A 20,915-nucleotide genomic window follows, 5' to 3' on the forward strand; every position below is an offset into this window, starting at 1 on the left:
GCGCGCCTCCTTGGCGCCGGTATGGCGCCAACCATCACCTGCGTGAACGGCGCCGGATAACGGTGATCAACCCGGCGATGCGTCCACCTGGCGTCGCCGGCCTCGCCGGTGATCGAGAAAGCAGTGCGATGGTTATCCACAGGTTGGATCCGGGTGGCGTTGCGGTCTCGTAGGGTGGGCGGGTGCTTCCCCCCGAGGGCGGGCCGATGGACGACGCCGAGGCGTCGGATCCCACGGCGAGCGCCGCCACCCATGTGCTGCGAAAAATCTTCGGCTACGACTCCTTCCGGGAGGGACAACAGGAGATCATCGAGCATGTCGTAGCCGGTGGGGACGCCCTCGTGCTGATGCCGACCGGCGGCGGCAAGTCCCTGTGCTACCAGATTCCGGCGCTGGTCAGAGACGGCGTCGGAGTGGTGATCTCGCCTCTCATCGCGCTCATGCAGGACCAGGTCGACGCGCTGACGGCACTCGGCGTGCGAGCCGGGTTCCTCAACTCGACCCAGGGGATCGACGAGCGCCAGGCCGTCGAAGCCTGCTTCGCCGCCGGTGAGATCGACCTGCTCTACCTGGCGCCGGAACGCCTCCGGGTCGACGCCACGCTACGGCTGCTCGACCGCGGGAAGATCTCCCTTTTCGCCATCGACGAAGCCCACTGCGTCGCCCAGTGGGGGCACGATTTCCGGCCCGATTACCTGGCCCTGTCCACCCTGCACGAACGCTGGCCCACCGTGCCCCGGGTCGCGCTGACCGCCACGGCCACCCCCGCGACCCACGCCGAGATCGCCGCCCGCCTGAACCTGGAGAACGCCCGCCACTTTGTCGCGAGCTTCGACCGCCCGAACATTCAGTACCGCATCGCGCCGAAGAACGAGCCCAGGCGCCAGCTCCTGAGCCTCCTGCGCAACGAACACGCCGGAGACGCGGGCATTATCTACTGCCTGTCCAGGGCCTCGGTCGACAAGATCGCCGAATTCCTCACCCAGAACGACATCCCCGCGCTGCCGTACCACGCGGGCCTGGACGCCCGGACCCGGGCCGCCAACCAGTCCCGCTTCCTCCGTGAAGACGGCCTGATCATGGTCGCCACGATCGCCTTCGGCATGGGCATCGACAAACCCGACGTCCGCTTCGTCGCCCACCTCGACCTGCCCAAATCCGTCGAGGGCTACTACCAGGAAACCGGCCGCGCCGGCCGTGACGGCCAGCCCTCCACCGCCTGGCTCGCCTACGGTCTTCAGGACGTGGTCCAGCAGCGCCGCCTCATCGAAACCTCCGAAGGCGACGACACCCACCGCCGCCGTCTCGGCACCCACCTCGAAGCCATGCTCGCCCTCTGCGAGACCATCGACTGCCGCCGCGTCCGCCTCCTCGACTATTTCGGCCAGAAAAGCGCCCCCTGCGGCAACTGCGACACCTGCATCACCCCACCCGAGTCCTGGGACGGCACCATCCCCGCCCAGAAACTCCTCTCCACCGTCCTGCGCCTCCAGCGCGAACGCCGCCAGAAGTTCGGCGCCGGCCAGATCGTCGACATCCTGCTGGGCCGCAAAACCGACAAGGTCCTCCAGCACGACCACGCCTCCCTCACCGTCTTCGGCATCGGCACCGAACTCCGCGAATCCGAATGGCGCGGCGTAGTCCGCCAGCTCCTGGCCCAGAGCCTCCTCACCGTCGAGGGAGACTACGGCACCTTGGTCCTCACCGACGCCAGCGCCGACGTCCTCCGCGGCAACCATCAGGTCCTCCTCCGCCGCGAACCCGAACGCACCAAACCCGCCCGCTCCACCTCCAAGTCCGACCCGAAGGCCACCGCCGCCCGCCTCCAGGCCACCGACCTCTCCGAGACCGAGAGCGCCACCTTCGAAGACCTCCGGACCTGGCGCGCCACCATCGCCAAAGAACAGGGCCTCCCCGCCTACATCATTTTCCACGACGCCACCCTCCGCGAAATCGCCACCCGCACCCCAGCCTCGCTATCCGAGTTGGGCCAAATAAGCGGCATCGGCGAAAACAAACTCGCCAAATACGGCCAGCAGGTCCTCGACGTCCTCCACCCTCAACAATCCGACCCAAACACCGAACCCACAGAACCGGACCAGCTCTAATCGAGACAGGGCCGACAGCATTCTCGGATGTTGAGACGGTGAGTGCCGGTTCTGCGGGTCACAGGTGGATCGCGTACGGCGTGGCGCAGCCCTGACATGCAACAAGACCCCATAGAACGGCGGTTACCACACCAAATCCGATCAACGGGGTCTCGTTGTCCGTGCAGTCTGCCATGCCGCCCGTCCTGTCCGCCATCACCACCATCGTCAGTGACGCCGACCAGCATGAAGACTCGGCTGCCGACAACGGGCCGAAGATGGATCTGACCGATCTTCGCCAGGTCTGGGCGCAGATCCCCGATCCCCGTGACCCGCGTGGGCGACGGCACTCCCTGGTCGTCATCCTGGCGCTGGTCCAAGCGGCGATCGTGTCCGGCGCCGTCTCCTACGCGGCGATCCGGCACTGGATCCGGAAAGCACCGCAACCGGTCCTGAACAACTCGGAGCCCGGCGTGATCAGCGGACCGGCCACTGCCAAGCCCCGCGTCCCGACACCGTGTGCCGCACGATCGCGCAGGTCAAGGCCGCACACCTCGACGCCGCCTACGCCGCTCACCGAGCCGCCCAGCTGGCCGGCCTCTACGACGATCCCGACGAGCTGATCCCCTTGATCGTGGACGGGAAGACCCAGCGCGGCACCGCCACTCATGACACCGCGGCCCGGCATCGGCTCGGCGCTCACCTCGCCCTGGACGGCCTCACCGTCGCCCACCTCGACGTCGGGTCGAAAACCAACGAGATCAAGGCTTTCCGGCCGTTGCTGGACCAACTTCCCAGCCTCACCAGCATGGTCATCGGCGCGGACATGATGCACACGCAACGTGCTCACGCCCGCTACCTCCACAGCCGTGACGCCTACTACCTCTTCCCCGTCGGGGGCAACCAGCCCGGCCTGTTCGACCAGCTCGACGCCTTGGCCTGGCACGAGATCCCGATCGGCTGGACAACCTACGACCGGGGCCACGGCCGGATCGAAATCCGCACCATCCAGGTCGGGCCCGCCCCGTCCGGGACACGGTTCCCGCATGTCAGGCAGGTCTACCTCGTCGAACGCCACGTCTATGACCTGGCCTGGAAGCCTCTGTCGAGCGTGGCGGTCCTGGGTGTCACCAACCTGCCCGCGGCCCTGGCCGGTCCCCGGCGACTCGCGCAACTGATCCGTGGCGAGTGGTCCATCGAAACAGAGATCATTATGTGCATGACGTGGTGTTCCGGGAGGATCACTACCGAGTCCGCACCGCCTCGGCCCCATCAATTCTGTCGACCATGCGCAGCTACGCGATCGGCGCGTTACGCCTGCTCAACTTCACCAACATCGCCGACGGAACCCGCTGGGCACGCGACAACTTCGAACACTCACTGATCGCCCTCGGTCTCACGATGTGAGAACGCATTCAGCCCTGCTAATCGAGACCACCCCACGCGCTACCGAGAAGAGCACACGGTTTAGGTTGGACTCCTGTCGGTGGCGACCAAAAGTGTGTCCGATCTCGTGGAATCCAGGTCAGAGCAATTCCTTTTGTCCGGCTGTAGGATTTCACGGCCCACATTCCAGGGGAGTCGCCCAACGGGTGAAGCGACGACGTCGTGGGATGGTAAGCGAAGCTCGCCCAGGACCCCCGGGTGGTATCAAGCGGTGGAAGCAAGAGTGGAGAATACCTCGACGAATAGATCGGACCCCAAAAATCCGGTACCCGGTACTACATTGGCGCAGAGCAACGCCGAGGTGCGCGGGCATTTGGACCAGGTGGAGGACCTGATCGTGCACGACGCGGTTGCCCTCGGCCACGACCCCGGGCCTTCGTAGATCGCAAGGCGGCGGGTCTCCAGGTCTTCGGTAATGGCTGGTCAGCGCTCGTGTCCGGTGCTGCCTAAGGAAGTTGGACCAGGTCAGGACGTGCTCGACCAGACATGCCGCAGGGAGGAACAGCCGGGCCAGGACCCCGGCGGATCTCGGCCAGAGAAGGATGGATAAGACGGGGAGGACTTACCCCGAAGGTACCCGGAGCGCCATCCCTTTTCCCTGCTTGTCCTCACGCGCGGCGGGGGCGTCAATGCCGGTCAGACGGGCGCGGGTGACAGCGAGAAGGCCAGCGCGAGCATCACGGTGGTGACATCGCGATGCCCCGGCGTCCACTCGCGGACCTGGTACCGGGTCGGGCCGAGCAGTCTTTGCCCTGCTCGTTGTTCTCCTCGATCTTCCAGCGCATCCCGGCGATGCGGATCAGTTCCCTGATCGCGGTAAGTCCAGCGCGTCGCGGAGGGCGCGATCGGCCTCGACGAGCCGGAGGCTGTCGATGAGGGACCAGATGAGGGTCGCCCACGCCCGGCACAGCAGGGAAGGGGACAACCGCAGGACTCCGGCGCAGCTCGTTGAAGTGCCAGCTTCCGGTGGCCAACTCGCGGACGATGAGGAGCGTCCAACGCTCGTCAAGCAGTTCCAAACGCCTTGGCGACAAGGCAGAACTGCCCATGCGAGAAACTAGTGCGACCAGGCTGGTCACCCTTCAATAGCAGGGCCATAAGTCAGTACAGATCTTGTACTAGCAGCGGAATCCGGGCGTTTTTTACCATCGACCTATGCGACGTCGTCGGCACCACCCGCTTGGGCGACGCGCCCGGCCAGCATGGCTGGCCGGAATTCCGGCGGGTCCTGAAGGAGAAGAACACATGAGCGCAAGGCGGATCGTACTGGCCGCGGCGGGCGTAGGAGCGGTGATTCTGGTGTCCACCGCGGCGCAGGCGTCGTCCACGTCGTCACCCGCGACGATCAAGGCGTGTTACCGACCGTCGGACGGTGCGTTACGGCTGGCCCTCGGGGCCAAGTGCCGTAAGGGCTGGAAGTCGATCGCATGGGACCGCGAGGGAAACGCGACAGGCGTGTCGGGGCCGCGCGGCCCTGAAGGCCCCCGGGGCCCCAAGGGTGATAAGGGTGAGCGGAGCGACGGCCTCGGCAAGATCACCCAGCGAAGTGGCCCGGCTTTCACAGTCGCGCCCAAGACCACCATCGCAGGAATCGCCTCCTGCCAGGCGGGGGAGGTTGTCACGGGTGGTGGGTGGGTTTCGGTGCAGGGTGGGGCATTCTTCGTCGACACCTCCCGACCAACCGCCCAGGAAGGCTGGAGAGTGCAGGTGACCAACCCCAATACCACCGACGTCGCTGCGCAGCCGTACGCGATGTGCGCCAAGGTCTGATCAACGCCCTGAATGCGGCGCGTGGGGTCGATGGAGCCTATCCCCGAGCTCGTAGAACGTGAAGTGGCGGTCCCCACCCGTTCAAGGCCGTCCCGAGGGCGATCATGGAGCGTGGCGGGCGTCGGCCTTCTGTACGTCTTCGCCGCCTACAGCCAGGTGGCTGGATACAAGCCGCTCGGCGATCTCGGCACCAGTGGCAGCCCGCTGGACGAACTGGCGGTGATCGGGCTGCCCGGCTGGTTCCGCCCGGTGCTCAGCCTCGGCGTCACCGCGTCGTTCTTCGCGGTGGTCGTCGCGCCGCTCGCCGAGCTCACCATCGCGGCGGTGTACGCCGTAGGCGTGGACGGCATCGAGAGATCTGGGGCGACCTGTGCGCGCTGACACGGCACGCCCGTGAATCTACGAATGTAGTACCGGCACGGCTTCTTGTGATCACACGCTTGAGCGCGATTCTGCACCGTGGCTGCGATCGCGTGCCCGAGCGCGACTCCGCACCTAACCATGACTTTTATGGTCTGATATGTGGGTTCGCCCAGAATGTTGGGTCTTGTCCGGCGTGGCCAGCTGCCGAAACGCGCAAGCAGACGGTGTTTGATTCCGCATGCACGCCAAGTGGTAAATCCATCGGAGGTAATCGTCCGTTGGGGCGGTCATCGGGCTCGGTGGCAGTGGCGGCCGTGGCCGCGCGCGGGTCGTCCCCCACCAGCTCCTTGAGCAGCGCGTTGCCCCCGGCGACCAGCGTCGCCAGCGCGGCGACGACCGCCGCCGAGGTCTCCAGCATCCGGATCAATCGGGCAAACCATGTCGGCCGATCCTCGCCGTCGGGCGGGACCGCGGGGCTCGCTCATGGTTCGCTCTCCCAAGGGCTCGTACGGCCCGGGGCGGCACTGATCACAGGCAGCCTCCATCCGGCCTCTTGGGGCGCATCGGGCAAGCGGTATTCAATCGACTGGTTGTAGGAGCGTCGCCGGGCGGCTTCGTCGGCAGAACCGGTCAGCGGAGCCGCCGATCCAGCTGGGCGGCGGTGGCGTGCCAGATGTCCGAGGCTGGGTCGATGACCGCGAAATGGTCTCCCGCCTGTTCGACGTGGGTCACGTCGTCGCCGGTCAGGTGGGCCTTCGCGACGTAGCGCCGGTTGAAGTCGATCAGGTCGAGATCGTCCTCGCATCCCTGCACGATGATCTGCGGTACGCCTGCCGGGAGCCTGCTCATCGGATCGGCGGACGCGTACACCTCGGGAAGGTCGGCCCGGGTGCCGCCGAGGGCGAGAGGGACGGCGCCCGTGCCGACCCGCCGCCGTTCTCCTTCGGTGAGGTCGACGACTCCGGCCAGCGAGACGGCGAGCGCGATCCCGGGGCCGTCGGCCGCGGCGCGCAGGGCGAGCTGGCCGCCGGCCGAGTGGCCGATCACCGCGACCCGATCGAGGTCGAGGGGGACGTCGGCGACGGCCGTCAGCGCGGCGATTCCGGCCGCGACGTCCTCGGTGGTGGCCTGCCAGCCGTGCCGGTCGGGGCGGCGGTATTCGAGATTCCACGCGGCGTAACCGCGGCGGGCCAGGTCGATGGCGAGCGCGTCCATCAGGTCGGCCGCCCAGATCGACCGCCAGTACCCGCCGTGCACCAGAACCGCCACCGGCAGCGCGTGGCCGTCGTGGTCCGGGGGCAGTCGAAGTTCGCCCCACTGTTCGGCGTCCTGGCCGTAAGCGATGCGGCGCGCGGGATGCCGCAGGCGGTGTACGGCGTGCCGGATCGCCCAGGTCAATCCCCAGAGGCCCCGGCCGGACAGATGCGACGATCCCGCGGCGAAAGCGACTGGTCCGACGTCGGCCATGTCATACCAGACGGTCTGGGGGCCGGGACGGGACAACAGCGCGCGGACGCCCGCGTCCGGCCCGGGCAACGCCACGATCGCGCAGGACCGGTCCCGGCCCGCCTCATGGAGCACCTCGCCGAACTCGCCCGCGCAGGTGACCGTCACCAGACGGCCGGGAACGCCCAGCTGTTCCCATTCGGCCTCGCCGACCTGCCGGAGGAGAGAGGGGTCGGCTACCAGCCCGGGGCCGGCCACAACCAGGACGTGCGCGGAGCTGGTCAACGGGTCGGCCACGGCCGGGATGTGTGCGGGGTCGGTTACCAGGCGGGGGTCGGCTGCGAGCGGGACGTGGGCGGGGTCAGTTGCCAGGCGGGGGTCGGCCGCGACCGGGATGTGCGCGGAGCTGGTCAACGGGGTGTGTGCGGGGTCGGCTACCAGGCCGGGGTCGGCCACCGCCGGGACGTGGGCGGAGTTGGTCGCCGCCGGGACGTGCGGTGTGGGCATCGGTGTCATCGGTTCTCTCTGCCGAGGAAGCGGAGCGCGTTGCCGGACAGGAGTTTGGTGCGCTGTGCGGGGGTCAGGAAGTCAGCCGTGCGTACTACCTGTCCGGCGGGGCGTTCGCCTAGCGGATAGGGGTAGTCGCTGCCGAGGAGTACCTGGTCCTCGCCCATCGTGTTCACCAGCAGTCGCAGCGCCGCCGGGTCGAACACCACGGTGTCGACGGAGAAGCGGTCGACGTAGTGGCTTGGGGGAGCGGAGGATCGGCCCCGTACCAGGTCGCCGCGGTGGTGCCAGGCGTTGTCCGCGCGGCCGAGCCAGAACGGGAAGCTGCCCCCGCCGTGGGCGAAGCACAGGCGCAGTGAGAGCGGCACGCGGTCCAGTACGCCGCCGAGGATGAGCGCCAGGATGGACAGGTGGGTCTCGGCCGGCATGCCGGTCAGCCAGCGCGCCATCCAGCGGTCCAGCCGAGGCCCGCCGGGCATGTCCCATGGGTGCACGAAGACCGGGGCGCCGACTTCTGCGCAGTGCTGGAGGAACGTCACGATGCCCGCGTCGTCGAGATCGCGGTCGCCGACGTGGTTGCCGATTTCGACGCCCGCGTGGCCGGCGGCCAGGCATCGGTCCAGTTCGGCGCAGGCCGCGTCGGGGTCCTGCAGCGGTACCTGGCAGAACGGCACCAGCCGGTCGCCGCCGCCCGCGGTCACCTCAAGGGTGAGGTCGTTGAAGATGCGCGCCACCTTGATCGCCTGGGCGGCCGGGCGTTCGTAGGAGAAGAACACCGGCGTGGGGGACACCACCTGGATGTCGATGCCGTCCGCGTCCATGTCGGTCAGCCGGGTGTCGGCGTCCCAGCATTCGGCGCCGACCGGGCGGAACTCGGTCTCGCCGACCATGATCATGGCGTGGCGTTCCGAGTCCACGCGCAGCCGGGGCCAGCCGGAGCCGCCGCACCGGGCGGACAGGTCCGGCCAGCCCTTCGGCACGACGTGGGTGTGCACGTCGACGACCGGTGTGGACATCAGCCCTTGCCCGGGTGGAGCGCGCCGCAGCCGGCGCAGGTGCGGGCGTTCTCGTCGGCGTAGAACGCCTGGAACACCGGCGGCAGGTCGGTCACGATGTCCCGCACCTGGAGTTCCACCTCGTGGAGCAGGTTGCCGCAGCTGAGGCAGTACCACTGGAACTTCTCCAGGGTTCCCTCCTCGCGGATCCGTTCGAGCACCATCCCGATCGAGCCGGCCTCGGGCCGCTGCGGCGAGTGCGGCACACCGCGGGGCAGCACCCACATCTGGCCCTCCCGGATGTGTACGGTCTGCGGTCCGCCCGGCGTCATCAGGTTGACGTGCATATTCCCTTTGACCTGGTAGAAGTACTCCTCGTACGGGTCGACGTGGAAGTCGGTGCGCTGGTTGGGGCCGCCCACCACCTGGACGATGAAGTCGGCCCCGCCCGGGAACATCTCCTTGTTGTTCACCGGAGGCTTGAGCAGGTGCCCGTTCTCCTCGATCCAGCCGGGAAAGCTCACCGGCTCCGCGGTATCGCTCATTTCCTGACTCCTTCCGGCAGCAAGGCCACGGCCTGTATTTCGATCAGCAGATGGGGATGGGGGAGTTGGTGCACGGCGACCGTGGTCCTGGTGGGACCGTCCTCGTCGAAATACTCGGCGTAGGTCTCGTTGTAGCCGCCGAAGTCATTCATGTTCACCAGATACGTGGTCACCTGCACCAGGTCGGGCAAACCTGCCCCGACCGCGGCGAGGATGTCGCGGATGTTCTCGATCACCGCCCGGGTCTGCACCCGGATGTCCAGCGCGGTGGTGCCCAGCGCGTCGACCTGCACGCCCGCGATGGTGTTGTCCGCCCGGCGACTCGACGTCCCGGAGACAAAGGCGAAGCCACCGGCGACCTTCACATGCGGGAAACGCCCGCGCGGAGCCGCCTTGCCCGCCACAATCCGCGATTCGCTCAGGGAAGCGCCCGTGACGCTCTGCGATTCGCTTGCGGGAGCGCCTGTCACGATCCGCGACTCACTTACGGGAGCACCCGTCACGCTCTGCGGCTCGCTCACGGGAGTGCCCGTAGTGACGCGGTGCCGAGTCCCTCGACCACCGCGCGTACGTGATCTCCGGGCCGGAAGGGCACCGCGGCGGTCGCGGCGCCGGCCAGGACGACCCAGCCCTCCTCCAGCCGCGCTCCCCGCCGGCCGGCCAGCCGGACCGCGGCGTCGAGGGCGCGGCGCGGGTCGCCGAGGATCGCCGCCGTCGAGCCCGTCTGCGTCACCCGGCCGCCTACCTCCAGCAGCACGCCGAGGTTGTCCAGCCCGGCCGGCACCGGCCGCCAGGGGCCGACGACGAAACCGGCCGCCGAGGTGTTGTCGGCGATCACGTCGGGCAGCGAGAACGCGAAACCCTCGTAGCGCGAGTCGATCAGTTCGAGCGCCGGGGCGACCGCCCGCACCGCCGAGGCGAAGTCGCCGACCGGCTCGTCCGGCTCCGGGCTGCGGGACAGCAGGAAGGCGATCTCGGGCTCGACCCGAGGGTGGATGTAGCGGCTCAGGTCCACCGAGCCGCCGTCGTCGAACCGCATCGCGTCGGTGAGCCGTCCCCAGATCACCTCGTCCACGCCGACCTGCGCCATCTTGGCCCGGCTGGTCAGCCCCATCTTCAGGCCCACCAGCCGCTCCCCGCGAGTGAGCCGCCGTTCGACGAGCGCCTCCTGGACGGCGTACGCGGCGGCGGGATCGAGCCCGGCCGCCGCGGCGATCCGCGGGATGGCCGTCGCCGCCTCGGCCGCCTCAAAAAGGCGGCCGGCCAGCTGCTCGACGTCGGGGAGCCGCACTTCTCCGATCACCGGGACCTTCCTTCCACGAGCGCGCCGTCAACGGTCATCGGGACTCGCCTCTTACGAGGTTGAGCGCGATTTCAACGCTCATCGGGACTTGCCTTCTACGAGGCGGGCGCAACGTCGATCGGGACTTGCCTTCCGGAGGTCGGACGCAACCTCGACGATCACCGAGAATTGCCTGTCGGAGGTCGGGCGCAATGTCTACGGTCATTGGGACTTGCCTTCTGCGAGGTCGAGGGCGACGTCGACGATCATGTCTTCCTGGCCGCCGACCATTCGGCGGCGGCCCAGTTCGACCAGGATCGCGCGGACGTCCACCCCGTGCTTCGCCGCCGCGCGTTCGGCGTGGCGGAGGAAGCTGGAGTAGACGCCGGCGTAGCCCAGGGAGAGCGTCTCCCGGTCCACGCGCACAGGCCGGTCCTGCAGTGGTCGCACGAGGTCGTCCGCGGCGTCCATCAGGGCGAAGACGTCGCAGCCATGCTCCCAGCCGTGCAGTTCGGCGACCGCGACGAAGACCTCCAGCGGGGCGTTGCCCGCACCGGCTCCCTGGCCGGCGAGGGACGCGTCGACCCGGGTGGCGCCGTGCTCGACGGCGGTGACACTGTTGGCGACGCCGAGTGACAGGTTGTGGTGGGCGTGGATGCCGACCTCGGTGCCTTCGTCGAGGACCTGCCGGTAGGCGTCGACCCGTTCGGCGACCTCGCGCGAGAGCAGCCTGCCGCCGGAGTCGGTGACGTAGACGCAGTGCGCGCCGTAGGACTCCATCAGCTTCGCCTGACCGGCCAGGCCGGCGGGGTCGTTCATGTGGGCCATCATCAGGAACCCGGACACGTCCATGCCGTTCTCCCGGGCCCAGGAGATGTGCTGGGCGGAGATGTCGGCCTCGGTGCAGTGCGTGGCGATCCGCACGCTGGTCACGCCGAGATCGCGGGCGGCCCGGAGGTCGGCGATGGTGCCGATGCCGGGCAGCAGCAGCGTGGTCAGCCTCGCGTTGGTCAGCACGGCCGCGGCGGCGGCGATCCACGCCGCGTCGTCGGCCGCGCCGTGCCCGTAGTTGACGCTGGAGCCCGCCAGCCCGTCGCCGTGGGAGACCTCGATGGCGTCCACGCCCGCGGCGTCGAGCGCGGCGGCGATCCGGCTCACCTGGTCGACGGTGTACCGATGCGCGATGGCGTGCATGCCGTCGCGCAGCGTCACGTCCTGGATGTAGAGCCCGCTCATCGGGACACCAGGCGTTCGGCCGTGCGCAGCGCCGCCGAGGTCATGATGTCGAGGTTGCCGGCGTACTCGGGCAGGTAGTGCCCGGCACCGGAGACCTCCAGGAACACGGAGACCTGAAGCCCGGCGAACGGCCCGCCCAGCGCGGGCACGTGGCTGGCGACCTGGTCGAACTGCACCTCCTGTTTGAGGCGGTAGCCGGGCACGTACGCGCGCACCGCCGCCGCCATCTCCGCCACCGACCGCGCGATGGCCGCCCGGTCCGCGCCGGCGTCGGGGCACAGGCAGTAGACGGTGTCCCGCATGAGCAGCGGCGGATCCGCCGGGTTGAGCACGATGATCGCCTTCCCGCGCCCGGCGCCGCCGACCACCTCGATGGCCCGCGCCGTGGTCTCGGTGAACTCGTCGATGTTGGCCCGGGTGCCCGGCCCCGCCGACTTGGAGGCGATCGAGGCGACGATCTCGCCGTACGCCACCGGGGTGACGCGGCCGACGGCCGCGACGATCGGCACGGTGGCCTGCCCGCCGCACGTCACCATGTTGAGGTTCGGCTCGTCCAGGTGCTGGTCCAGATTGACCGGCGGCACCACGTACGGCCCGATCGCGGCCGGGGTGAGATCGATGACGGTCTTCCCGTGGGCGCGCAGCGCCGCGTCGTTGCGCCGGTGGGCGGCGGCCGAGGTGGCGTCGAAGACCACCTCGACGCCGGCGAACTCCGGCATCGCGATCAGCCCGTCGACGCCCTGGTCCGTGGTGGCCACGCCCAGCCGGCGGGCCCGCGCCAGGCCGTCGGAGCCGGGATCGATGCCGGCCATGGCCACCATCCGCAGCGTCTTCGACAGCCGCAACACTTTGATCATCAGATCGGTGCCGATGTTGCCCGACCCGATCACCGCCACACCGGCGCTCACGCTTTCCCCTCCCGCGTACCGAAACAGGTCCGGACCGACCCGAGGCCGGAGACGCGCGCCTCGTACGCGCCACCCGGCGTCACCGGCACCATCGGCCCGAGCGCCCCGGACAGCACCACGTCACCGGCCCGCAGCGGACGGCCGGCCCTGGCCAGGGTCCCGGCCAGCCAGGCCACGGCGTGCGCCGGATTGCCGAGGCAGGCCGCGCCCGCGCCGACCGAGACCGGCTCGCCGGCGTGTTCGAGGACCGCCCCGCACAGCCGCAGGTCGACGTCGGCGATCCGCCGGGGCGTCGTGCCGAGCACGAACAGGCCGCTGGAGGCGTTGTCGGCGACCGTGTCCACGATGGAGATGTCCCACCCGGCCACCCGCGAGTCGACGATCTCGATCGCCGGCAGCAGGCAGTCGGTGGCGCGGATCACGTCCACGACCGTCACCTGCTCATGGTCCAGGCCGGCGCCGAGCACGAACGCGATCTCCGCCTCCACCCGCGGCTGCAGCAGCCGGCCGAGGTCGACCTCCGCGCCGTCGTTCACCGCCATGTCGGCGAACAGGACGCCGAAGTCCGGCTGGTAGACGCCGAAGGACCCCTGCACGGCCGGGTTGGTCAGGCCGATCTTGGCGCCGACCGGCCGCCGCCCCTCCGCCGTCCAGCGCCGCACCTGTGCCAGCTGCACGGCGTAGGCGGAGTCCACGTCCCCTTCGGGGAGCAGATCGCCGCGGAGGGGAGGGCACGGAGTCGCGGTGTCGCGGGCGTGGCGCAGGACCTCGGCCGCGCGCTCGATGTCGGCGTTCATGACAGATCCACACATACGTTGGTGAGCTCCGAGTAGAAGGCGAGCGAGTGCGCGCCGCCCTCGCGGCCGACGCCGGAGGCTTTCACGCCGCCGAAGGGGGTGCGCAGGTCACGCAGGAACCAGGTGTTGACCCAGACGATGCCGACGTCCAGCCCGGCCCCCGCCCGGTGGGCCCGGCCGACGTCCCGCGTCCACACCGTCGCGGCCAGGCCGTAATCGCTGTCGTTGGCGAGGGCGAACGCCTCCTCCTCATCGTCGAACGGCGCGAGGTGGCAGACCGGGCCGAAGATCTCCTCCCGGTTGGTACGGGCGTCAGGCCCGAGACCGGTCAGCACCGTCGGCCGCACGTACGCCCCGCCGTCCCGGGCGTCCCCGAAGACCGGCGCATCGCCGCCGGCGAGCACCGTGGCCCCTTCGGCGCGGGCCAGGTCGTAGTAGCCGAGCACCTTGTCGCGGTGCGCCCGGGAGATCAGCGGCATGGTGCCGGTCGCCGGGTCGGACGGCCAGCCGAAGGCCATCGACTCGGCCCGCTCCGCCAGCCGCGCGGCGAACTCCTCGAACACCGGCCGCTGGACGTACAGCCGTTCGGTGCACAGGCACACCTGGCCGCCGTTGGTGAAGGCGGACCGGACCGAGCCCGCCACGGCGGCGTCCAGGTCGGCGTCGGCGAAGACGAGGCCGGCGTTCTTGCCGCCCAGCTCGAACGAGACCGCCTTGACGCCGTCGGCCGCGGCCCGCATGATCGCGCTGCCGGTGGCCGACTCGCCGGTGAAGGTGATCGCGTCGACGCCCGGGTGCCGGGTCAGGAACTCGCCCGCCGAGCCGGGGCCGAAGCCGTGCACCAGGTTGAACACCCCGTCGGGCACGCCGGCCGCGGCCATCACCTCGGCGAGCAGCGTCGCCGACGCCGGGGTCTCCTCCGACGGTTTGACCACGACCGTGTTCCCGCAGGCCAGCGCCGGCGCGACCTTCCAGGTCAGCAGCAGCAGCGGCAGGTTCCACGGCACGATGACCGCGACCACGCCGACCGGTTTGCGCACGGCGTAGTTGAGCGCCCGCCCGCCGCCCGCCGTCGCCGTGGTGAACGACTCGGTCGGGGCGGTGGCGGCCAGCTCCGCGAAGGTCCGGAAGTTGGCCGCGCCGCGCGGGATGTCCAGCGTCCTGGCCTGAGTGATCGGCTTGCCGGTGTCCGCCACCTCGGCGGCCACCAGGTCGTCGAAGCGCCGGTCCAGCTCGTCGGCGACGCGGCGCAGCACTGAGGCCCTCTCCTGTTCGCTCATCCGGCCCCAGGGGCCGCGCAGCGCCCGGCGGGCGGCGTCCACCGCCGCGTCCACGGTGCCGGGGCCCGCCTCGGCCACTTCGAAGATCGTCTCGCCGGTGACCGGGCTGACCTTGGCGAACGTCTTCTCGCCGGGGACGAACCGGCCGTCGACGAAGTTGTTCAGCAGGCCAGTCGCGCCGACCGGCCGCCCGGCCATCAGCTCAGGCCGCCACAACGTCATCGGTTCCTCCTCAGGAGGACGAAGGCGGCGGCGCTCACGGCCAGGGCGAGTGCTCCCGCGCCGAGCATCCGGTGCTGGCGGCGCACCCGGCGCGCCACCTCCGCGTACGGCACGGTCGAGAACGAGACCAGCTCGTAGCGGGAGACGTACCGGCCGGGCAGGGCCCGTTCCAGCAGGTGCTCGGCCTTCTTGCCGAGCTGGAACATCGGCGAGGCCACCTTGTCGCGCATCTCCACGAAGTTGGCCAGCGCCATCCGGGCGATCGCCTCGGTGTTGTCCGCGCGCCGCGCCTCTAACAGCGGCAGCGCGGCCGTCCAGTCGCCGCCGGTCTCGGCCAGGCAGCGGTCCAGCTCGACCACGTCCTCGAAGGCGCAGTTGGCGCCCTGCCCGTAGAACGGCACGATCGCGTGGGCGGCGTCACCGATCAGCCCCGCCGTGCCGTTCACCTGCCAGGGCCGGCAGCGTACGGTGCCGAGCGTGCCCACCGGGTTGCGCCGGTAGTCCTCGACGAGAGTGGGGGCGAGCGGCCCCAGGTCCGGGTAGTGGGCGGCGAAGTGGCCCTCGATCGCGGCCGGGTCGCCGAGCGAGGCGAAGCTGCCGGTGCCGCTGGTCGGCCAGAACAGTGTGCAGGTGAACGAGCGGTCCGGGTTGGGCAGCGCGATCATCATGGAGGTGCCCCTCGGCCAGATGTGCAGCGCGTCGGGGGCCAGCGCGAACTCGCCGTCCAGCGGCGGGATCGTCAGCTCCTTGTAGCCGTAGTCGAGCACGTCGAGGCTCTCGGTCAGCCCGCCGTGCGCCAGCAGCTGGGCGCGGACCGCGGAGCCGGCCCCGTCGGCGCCGATCACGACGGCCGCGCACGCCCGGACCGGGCCGCCCTCGGTGTCGAACGTCATCTCGCCGGTCTTCGGATCGAGTTCGGTCAGCCGATGGCCGAAGGCGATCCGCACACCGGGTAGTGCCGCCGCCGCGTCGAGCAGGGCGTTGTTGAGCGCTCCCCGGCTGATCGAGTTGATCGCGCGGGCGCCGTCGTGGCTGTACGGCTGGAAGTCCGGCTCGCCCTTGACCGGGTGGATGACGCGTCCGCGCATGGGCAGCGCCTCCGCCATGACCTGCCGGTCCAGGCCGACCCGGCGGAGCGCGTCGAGCCCGCGCTCGGACAGGGCGAGGTTGATCGACCGTCCCCGCTCCGCCGTACCGGTCCGGGGGTCGGGGCGGCGCTCGTACAGGGCCACCGGCAGGCCGCGCCGGGCCAGGAAGCAGGCGAGCAGGCAGCCGGCCAGGCCGGCGCCGACCACCGCCACTTCGTCCGGGTCACTCATCGGACCTCCTCGATGGTGCGCGCGAGCGCGTCGGCGAAACGCCAGCAATCGTGATAGCTGGAGTAGAGCGGCACCGGCGCGGCCCGCACGATGTCGGGCTCCCTGGCGTCGGCGATCACCCCGTACTCGTGGCGCAGCCGCTTCGCCAGCCGGTGCGCGCTGCCGGTGCCGATCCGCACCGACAGCTGGCTGCCCCGCCTGGCCGGGTCGCGCGGGGTCACCACGGTGATCGGCCGGGCCGGGACTACCTCGTCCAGGAGCTGTTCCAGGTAGCCGGTGAGGCGTTCGCTGCGGGCCCGCAGCGCGGGCATCCCGACCCTGTCGAAGATCTCCAGCGAGGTGCGCACCGGGCCCATCGCGTAGATCGGCGGGTTGGAGACCTGCCACGCGTCGGCGCTGGCCGGGGGACGGGCGACCGGCGTCATCTCGAAGCGGGTCGCCGGGTCGGTGCTCCACCAGCCCTCGAACCGCTGGACCGCGGGATCGGCGAGGTGCCGCTCGTGCACGAACACACCCGCGAGCGCCCCCGGGCCCGAGTTCAGGTACTTGTACGAGCACCAGGCCGCGAAGTCGGGCCCCCACTCGTGCAGCGCCAGCGGGACGTTGCCGGCGGCGTGCGCGAGATCCCAGCCGACCAGGGCTCCGGCGGCGTGCCCGGCCCGGGTGATGGCCGGGATGTCCATGAGCTCGCCGGTCAGGTAGTTGACCCCGCCGAGCAGCAGCAGCGCGACCCGGTCGCCCTCCCGGGCGAGGTGGTCGACGACGTCCTCGGTGCGCAGCGTGTCCTCGCCGGGGCGGGGGCGCAGCCGTACCACCGCCTCGTCGGGGTCCAGGCCGTGGAAGCGCGCCTGGCTGCGCACCGCGTAGCTGTCGGACGGGAAGGCGGAATCCTCGATGAGGATCTGGGTCCGCGCGCCCCCGGGCCGGTAGAACGACACCATGAGCAGGTGCAGGTTGACCGTCAGCGAGTTCATCACGACGACCTCGGCGGGCAGCGCGCCGACCAGCCGGGCCGCGCCGCCGGTCAGCGACTCGTGGTAGGGCAGCCAGGGCCGGTCCGCCTCCAGGTGCCCCTCGACGCCGAGCCTGGCCCAGGCGTCCAGATCGCCGAGCAGGTCGGCCCGGGTGGCTCGCGGCTGCAGGCCCAGGGAGTTCCCGGCCAGGTAGGCGGCCTCGTCGTGCGGGCCGCCGTCCGCCGGTGGGATGTGGAAGAGCGCGCGGTGGCCGGGATCGGCCGCGTCGCGCCGCCGCGCGCCGGCTTCGGTGAAGGTCATCGTGGCCCCGCTCAGATGAAGGTCCTGGCGGACCAGATTTCGGGGAAGACCACCCGGTCCATGCTGCGCCGCAGCCAGGTCACCCCGGCCGAGCCGCCGCTGCCCGGCTTCTCGCCCATGGCCCGCTGCACCGCCTTGAGGTGCTGGTAGCGCCAGTCGCCGAACCCTTCGGCGAGCTCGGTGAGCGCCTCGCCGAGCATCCTGAGCTGGTTGCCGGGGCTGTCGTCCCGGTAGATCTCCACCCAGGCCGCCTCCACCGCGGGGTGCGGCTCGTGCTCCTGGGCCGGGTCGCGGACGAGTACGGCGCGCGGGATGGCGAAGCCGTGCCGGGCGAGCACCGCGATCACGTCGTCCCACAGGCTGGGCGCGCGCAGCGTGCCGAGCAGCTCCGCCTGGACCTCCGGCTGCCGGTGGAAGGGACGGATCAGCGCCGCGTTCCTGAGGCCCAGCAGGAACTCCAGGTGCCGGTACATGGCGGACTGGAAGCCCGAGGCCTCGCCGAGCAGGTCCCGGAACCGGTTGAAGTCGGCCGGCGTCATCCAGCGCAGCCCGCGCCAGGCCGCGTTGAGCCCTTCGACGTGCAGCGCCGCGCGCCGCAGCGGGCTGAGCGCGCCCCACACGTCGTCCTCGCGCAGCAGCCGCTGCGCCTCGCGCAGTTCGAAGCAGGTCAGGCCGAAGTACAGCTCCATGATCTGGCTGACCATCAGGAAGGACATCTCGCCGGCGTCCTCGCTCACCGGCTGCTGCAGCGAGTGCAGCGTGCCGGCGTGCACGTACACGTCGTACGGCAGCCCGTCGGCGAACTCCAGCGTGGGTTCACCGGCGTTGGCGGCCACCCTGACCGCACGCTCCCGCGCGCTGGACGGCCGCACCGTCGCGATGCTGCCCCGGTCGGTGCTATCCACGAGTCGGCTCCCTAATGGGCGTGACGTTTGTTCCCTGAGTGACTCAATCCTCTCTGAATCGGTCGCCGACCCGGAATGAGTACTTAACGGTACGATGCGCCATTAGCCTGTGGTTATGCGGCCAAAACGTCCAACCACTTAACGAACCGAAGGCAACCATGGACCATCTGGACTGGGCGCTCCTGCGCGAGCTGCAGGACGACGCCCGCCTCTCCTACAGCGAGCTGTCCCGCCGGGTGCACCTGTCGCCGCCCGCGGTGGCCGAGCGGGTCCGGCGGCTGGAGGAGACCGGCGTCATCACCGGCTACCACGCCCGCGTCGACCTGCCCAGGACCGGCTGGCCCGTGCTGGCCATCATCCGGATGTCCTGCTACGGCCCCCGCTGCATGCTGCGCGACCCCGCGGTGGCCGACTGGCCGGAGGTGCTGGAGATCCACCGGATCACCGGCGACGCCTGCTGCATCCTCAAGGTCGCCGCCCAGTCGATGGACGCCTTCGAGCGCGTCATCGACCGGCTCGCCCCCTACGGCCAGCCGTCGAGCACGATGGTGCTGTCCACCCCGCTCGCCTGGCACTCCGTCACCCCTCCGGTCACACCCGCGTAGCCGCGGGTTCGCGGCGCAGCGCCGGCAGCACCGCGGACCCGAGCAGTTCCACTCCGCGCCGGTCGCTGAGACCGTGCGGGGTGCCGAACTCGACCCGGCGGACCCCGGCGTCGATGAGGGCCTGCGCCTGCGCGGCGACCTGGTCCGGCGTCCCGGAGAAGGCGAACAGGTCGAGCAGGTCGTCGGGAACCAGCCGCCCGGCCGCCGAGTGCCGGCCCGCGTCGACCAGTTCCTTCACCCGGGCCAGCAGGTCCGCGGGGATCTCGACGGTCGGATCGAGACCGGCCACGACCGCGAGGTACATGGCGACCTCGGCGCGGGCCCGGTCCCTGGCCGCCGCGCCGTCGCTGTCGACCACGGTGACCGCGCCGAGCACGATCCCGACCTCCTCGGCGGCCCGGCCCGCGGCCTCCGCGCCCGGCCGCACCCGGTCCCTGATCACCGCCACCATGGCCGGGTTGGCGCTGCCGCCCACCTTGATCTCGTCGGCGATCCGCCCGGCCAGGGCCGCCCCCTTCGCGCCCCAGGCGCCGAGCAGCAGCGGCGGGTCGGGCCGGTGCACCGGGTAGCGCAGGGCGGTGCCCGGCGCCAGCCGGAACACCTTGCCCTGAAATCCCGCGGAGTCGCCGCGGAGCAGCCGGTAGACGACTCCGGCCGCCTCCTCCAGGGTGGTCAGCGGCTGCCGCTGGTCGATGCCGACCGCGTCCAGCCAGGTCCCCCTGGCCAGTCCCAGGTACGCCCGGCCCCGCGAGGCCAGATCGAGCGCGGCCACCTGCCCGGCGATCTCGTACGGCGCCATCGAGTACGGGTTGAGGCAGGCCACCCCCAGGCGTACCCGCTCGGTGGCGGCGGCCATCTCCAGCAGGGGGAAGATCGGCGGCTGGTACATCAGGTCGCCGAACACGGTCAGCACGTCGAAGCCGTGTTCCTCGGCGCTGCGCGCCAGCCGCGCGTAGTCGCCGGGCCGCTTGTCGCTCTGTAGCCCGAGCCCGATCTCCACGGCGGTCACGGCAGGTTCTCCTCGGGTGGGTCAGGTCAGGTCGGCGGAGTTGAGCCGGCGTCGGCGGGTGCGTTCCACCCGCATGATCAGCCGCTCCTCCGGGTCGGGGCAGGCGAAGTGGGAGTCCTGGGCCAGCCAGTCTCCCGAAGCCAGGTCTCGCTGCTTGGCGGCCAGGAACGGCAGCACGGACGCCAGCGCGTACACACAGAAATGTTGCCCCTCGGGGAGGGTCAGGTGGGCGCTGTTCGTCAGCTCGAAGTAGTCGCCCGTGCTCATTCCGCAGACCGACCGGCCCTCGATGCGGTCGACGCTGACCCGCAGGTCGTAGAGCTCCATGTCGCCGGGGTCGTCCACCATGCCGATTTCCTTCCGTCGCGACCGGCGCTCAGGGCGTCGGCGGGTTGATGGCCAGGACGATCTCCGCGGGCGCGTCGGAGGTGTTCAGGTAGCGGTGCGGCCGGGTCGAGTCGAGGGTGATGCTCTCGCCCGCGACGACCGTGTAGGTGGCGCGCTCGAACTCGACGGTCAGCGTGCCGCCGACCACGTACACGCACTCCATCGACGGGTGGCTCCACAGCTCCTCGCTGGAGACCTCACCGGGCGCGAGGACCGCGTGCAGCACCTCCAGCTGCCCGTTGCCGGGGGTGAGCCGCTCGTAGCGGATCTGCCCGTTGGGCGCGCCGAGGGTGGTCCGCTCGCCGGGGCGGCTGAGCCACACCGAAGGGGCGGCCGGATCCTCGAACAGGGAGGCGATGGACTCGCCGAAGACGCCGGCCAGCCGGCGCAGGGTCGCCAGGCTGGGCTCGGTGACACCGCGCTCGATCTGGCTGAGCAGCGTCGCGGATACCCCGGCCTGCTCGGCCAGCACCCGCAGGCTCATGCCCCGCGCGGTGCGCAGCTCGTGTAAGCGGTCTCCGATCACCCACGC

Annotated in this window: 22 protein-coding genes and 1 pseudogene; 6 read left to right on the plus strand and 17 right to left on the minus strand. The window is 70.5% G+C overall.

Features of this window, described 5'->3' with window-relative positions; genetic code table 11:
- The first annotated feature begins 206 nt into the window (after positions 1-206).
- The 3 genes from recQ to Acor_RS01585 all read left to right on the plus strand — a co-directional run bounded on the left by recQ (position 207) and on the right by Acor_RS01585 (position 3,471).
- Positions 207-2,108, plus strand: coding sequence for a DNA helicase RecQ (recQ, locus tag Acor_RS01575; protein ID WP_155334722.1), 1,902 nt, complete (start codon positions 207-209; stop codon positions 2,106-2,108).
- Positions 2,109-2,269: 161 nt separating this feature from the next.
- Entirely contained in the window at positions 2,270-2,710 is a 441-nt protein-coding gene (locus Acor_RS01580) for a transposase family protein (RefSeq protein WP_246238350.1), read from the plus strand.
- Positions 2,605-3,471 (plus strand): ISAs1 family transposase, encoded by an 867-nt coding sequence (locus Acor_RS01585; RefSeq protein WP_170316752.1) that lies wholly within the window; start codon positions 2,605-2,607, stop codon positions 3,469-3,471. The genes Acor_RS01580 and Acor_RS01585 overlap by 106 nt, the downstream gene beginning before the upstream one ends.
- 624 nt (positions 3,472-4,095) lie before the next feature.
- On the opposite strand, the pseudogene Acor_RS46090 reads toward Acor_RS01585, so the two are convergent.
- Positions 4,096-4,351, minus strand: a pseudogene (locus Acor_RS46090) (IS701 family transposase); the annotation flags it as partial.
- Between the two features lie 427 nt (positions 4,352-4,778).
- On the opposite strand from Acor_RS46090, the gene Acor_RS01590 reads away from it, so the two are divergent.
- Together Acor_RS01590 and Acor_RS01595 are read left to right on the plus strand one after the other, a co-directional pair.
- Complete coding sequence (locus Acor_RS01590; protein WP_155334660.1) at positions 4,779-5,303, plus strand: hypothetical protein; 525 nt, start codon at positions 4,779-4,781, stop codon at positions 5,301-5,303.
- Positions 5,304-5,414: 111 nt separating this feature from the next.
- Positions 5,415-5,684, plus strand: a complete 270-nt coding sequence (locus Acor_RS01595) for a hypothetical protein (RefSeq protein ID WP_155334661.1) — start codon at positions 5,415-5,417, stop codon at positions 5,682-5,684.
- Positions 5,685-5,811: 127 nt separating this feature from the next.
- Here the strand turns inward: Acor_RS01595 and Acor_RS01600 are convergent, their stop codons facing one another.
- The 13 genes from Acor_RS01600 to Acor_RS01660 all read right to left on the minus strand — a co-directional run bounded on the left by Acor_RS01600 (position 5,812) and on the right by Acor_RS01660 (position 18,382).
- Positions 5,812-6,093, minus strand: coding sequence for a hypothetical protein (locus Acor_RS01600; protein WP_155334662.1), 282 nt, complete (start codon positions 6,091-6,093; stop codon positions 5,812-5,814).
- Positions 6,094-6,296: 203 nt separating this feature from the next.
- On the minus strand, positions 6,297-7,628 hold the full coding sequence (locus Acor_RS01605) for an alpha/beta hydrolase (protein ID WP_218034072.1): 1,332 nt from the start codon (positions 7,626-7,628) through the stop codon (positions 6,297-6,299).
- A complete protein-coding gene (locus tag Acor_RS01610; protein ID WP_155334663.1) occupies positions 7,625-8,635 on the minus strand; it encodes an amidohydrolase family protein in 1,011 nt (336 codons plus the stop codon). The genes Acor_RS01605 and Acor_RS01610 overlap by 4 nt, the downstream gene beginning before the upstream one ends.
- Positions 8,635-9,159: a 3-hydroxyanthranilate 3,4-dioxygenase gene (locus Acor_RS01615; protein ID WP_155334664.1), complete on the minus strand. Its 525-nt coding sequence runs from the start codon at positions 9,157-9,159 to the stop codon at positions 8,635-8,637. Before Acor_RS01615 ends, Acor_RS01610 begins: the two co-directional genes overlap by 1 nt.
- Positions 9,156-9,680: a RidA family protein gene (locus Acor_RS01620; protein WP_246238340.1), complete on the minus strand. Its 525-nt coding sequence runs from the start codon at positions 9,678-9,680 to the stop codon at positions 9,156-9,158. Before Acor_RS01620 ends, Acor_RS01615 begins: the two co-directional genes overlap by 4 nt.
- Positions 9,677-10,462, minus strand: coding sequence for a 2-keto-4-pentenoate hydratase (locus Acor_RS01625; protein WP_246238341.1), 786 nt, complete (start codon positions 10,460-10,462; stop codon positions 9,677-9,679). Before Acor_RS01625 ends, Acor_RS01620 begins: the two co-directional genes overlap by 4 nt.
- A 201-nt stretch (positions 10,463-10,663) precedes the next feature.
- Complete coding sequence (dmpG, locus tag Acor_RS01630) at positions 10,664-11,677, minus strand: 4-hydroxy-2-oxovalerate aldolase (protein ID WP_155334665.1); 1,014 nt, start codon at positions 11,675-11,677, stop codon at positions 10,664-10,666.
- A complete protein-coding gene (locus tag Acor_RS01635) occupies positions 11,674-12,585 on the minus strand; it encodes an acetaldehyde dehydrogenase (acetylating) (protein ID WP_155334666.1) in 912 nt (303 codons plus the stop codon). The genes dmpG and Acor_RS01635 overlap by 4 nt, the downstream gene beginning before the upstream one ends.
- Entirely contained in the window at positions 12,582-13,382 is an 801-nt protein-coding gene (locus Acor_RS01640; protein ID WP_155334667.1) for a 2-keto-4-pentenoate hydratase, read from the minus strand. Before Acor_RS01640 ends, Acor_RS01635 begins: the two co-directional genes overlap by 4 nt.
- Positions 13,379-14,884 (minus strand): 2-hydroxymuconic semialdehyde dehydrogenase, encoded by a 1,506-nt coding sequence (locus Acor_RS01645; RefSeq protein WP_246238342.1) that lies wholly within the window; start codon positions 14,882-14,884, stop codon positions 13,379-13,381. The genes Acor_RS01640 and Acor_RS01645 overlap by 4 nt, the downstream gene beginning before the upstream one ends.
- Positions 14,881-16,203 carry an FAD-dependent oxidoreductase gene (locus Acor_RS01650; RefSeq protein ID WP_155334668.1) on the minus strand — a complete coding sequence of 441 codons (1,323 nt, stop codon included), beginning with the start codon at positions 16,201-16,203 and terminating at the stop codon, positions 14,881-14,883. The genes Acor_RS01645 and Acor_RS01650 overlap by 4 nt, the downstream gene beginning before the upstream one ends.
- Positions 16,200-17,477, minus strand: coding sequence for a kynureninase (gene kynU, locus Acor_RS01655; protein WP_155334669.1), 1,278 nt, complete (start codon positions 17,475-17,477; stop codon positions 16,200-16,202). Before kynU ends, Acor_RS01650 begins: the two co-directional genes overlap by 4 nt.
- Before the next feature lie 11 nt (positions 17,478-17,488).
- The gene (locus Acor_RS01660; protein WP_155334670.1) at positions 17,489-18,382 is read right to left on the minus strand and encodes a tryptophan 2,3-dioxygenase; all 894 of its coding nucleotides are present in this window, start codon (positions 18,380-18,382) and stop codon (positions 17,489-17,491) included.
- A gap of 158 nt (positions 18,383-18,540) precedes the next feature.
- On the opposite strand from Acor_RS01660, the gene Acor_RS01665 reads away from it, so the two are divergent.
- Positions 18,541-18,987, plus strand: coding sequence for an Lrp/AsnC family transcriptional regulator (locus tag Acor_RS01665; RefSeq protein WP_155334671.1), 447 nt, complete (start codon positions 18,541-18,543; stop codon positions 18,985-18,987).
- Here the strand turns inward: Acor_RS01665 and Acor_RS01670 are convergent.
- Genes Acor_RS01670 through Acor_RS01680 form a run of 3 tightly spaced genes read right to left on the minus strand, consistent with a single transcriptional unit; the run spans position 18,974 to position 20,909 of the window.
- Positions 18,974-19,996, minus strand: a complete 1,023-nt coding sequence (locus tag Acor_RS01670) for an LLM class flavin-dependent oxidoreductase (protein WP_218034074.1) — start codon at positions 19,994-19,996, stop codon at positions 18,974-18,976. The genes Acor_RS01665 and Acor_RS01670 overlap by 14 nt on opposite strands.
- Before the next feature lie 21 nt (positions 19,997-20,017).
- A complete protein-coding gene (locus Acor_RS01675; RefSeq protein WP_155334672.1) occupies positions 20,018-20,344 on the minus strand; it encodes a TIGR04076 family protein in 327 nt (108 codons plus the stop codon).
- Between the two features lie 28 nt (positions 20,345-20,372).
- Positions 20,373-20,909 carry a cupin domain-containing protein gene (locus Acor_RS01680; protein ID WP_155334673.1) on the minus strand — a complete coding sequence of 179 codons (537 nt, stop codon included), beginning with the start codon at positions 20,907-20,909 and terminating at the stop codon, positions 20,373-20,375.
- Positions 20,910-20,915 lie beyond the last annotated feature (6 nt).

Origin of the sequence: Acrocarpospora corrugata, assembly GCF_009687845.1 — a bacterium.
Lineage (GTDB): Bacteria > Actinomycetota > Actinomycetes > Streptosporangiales > Streptosporangiaceae > Acrocarpospora > Acrocarpospora corrugata.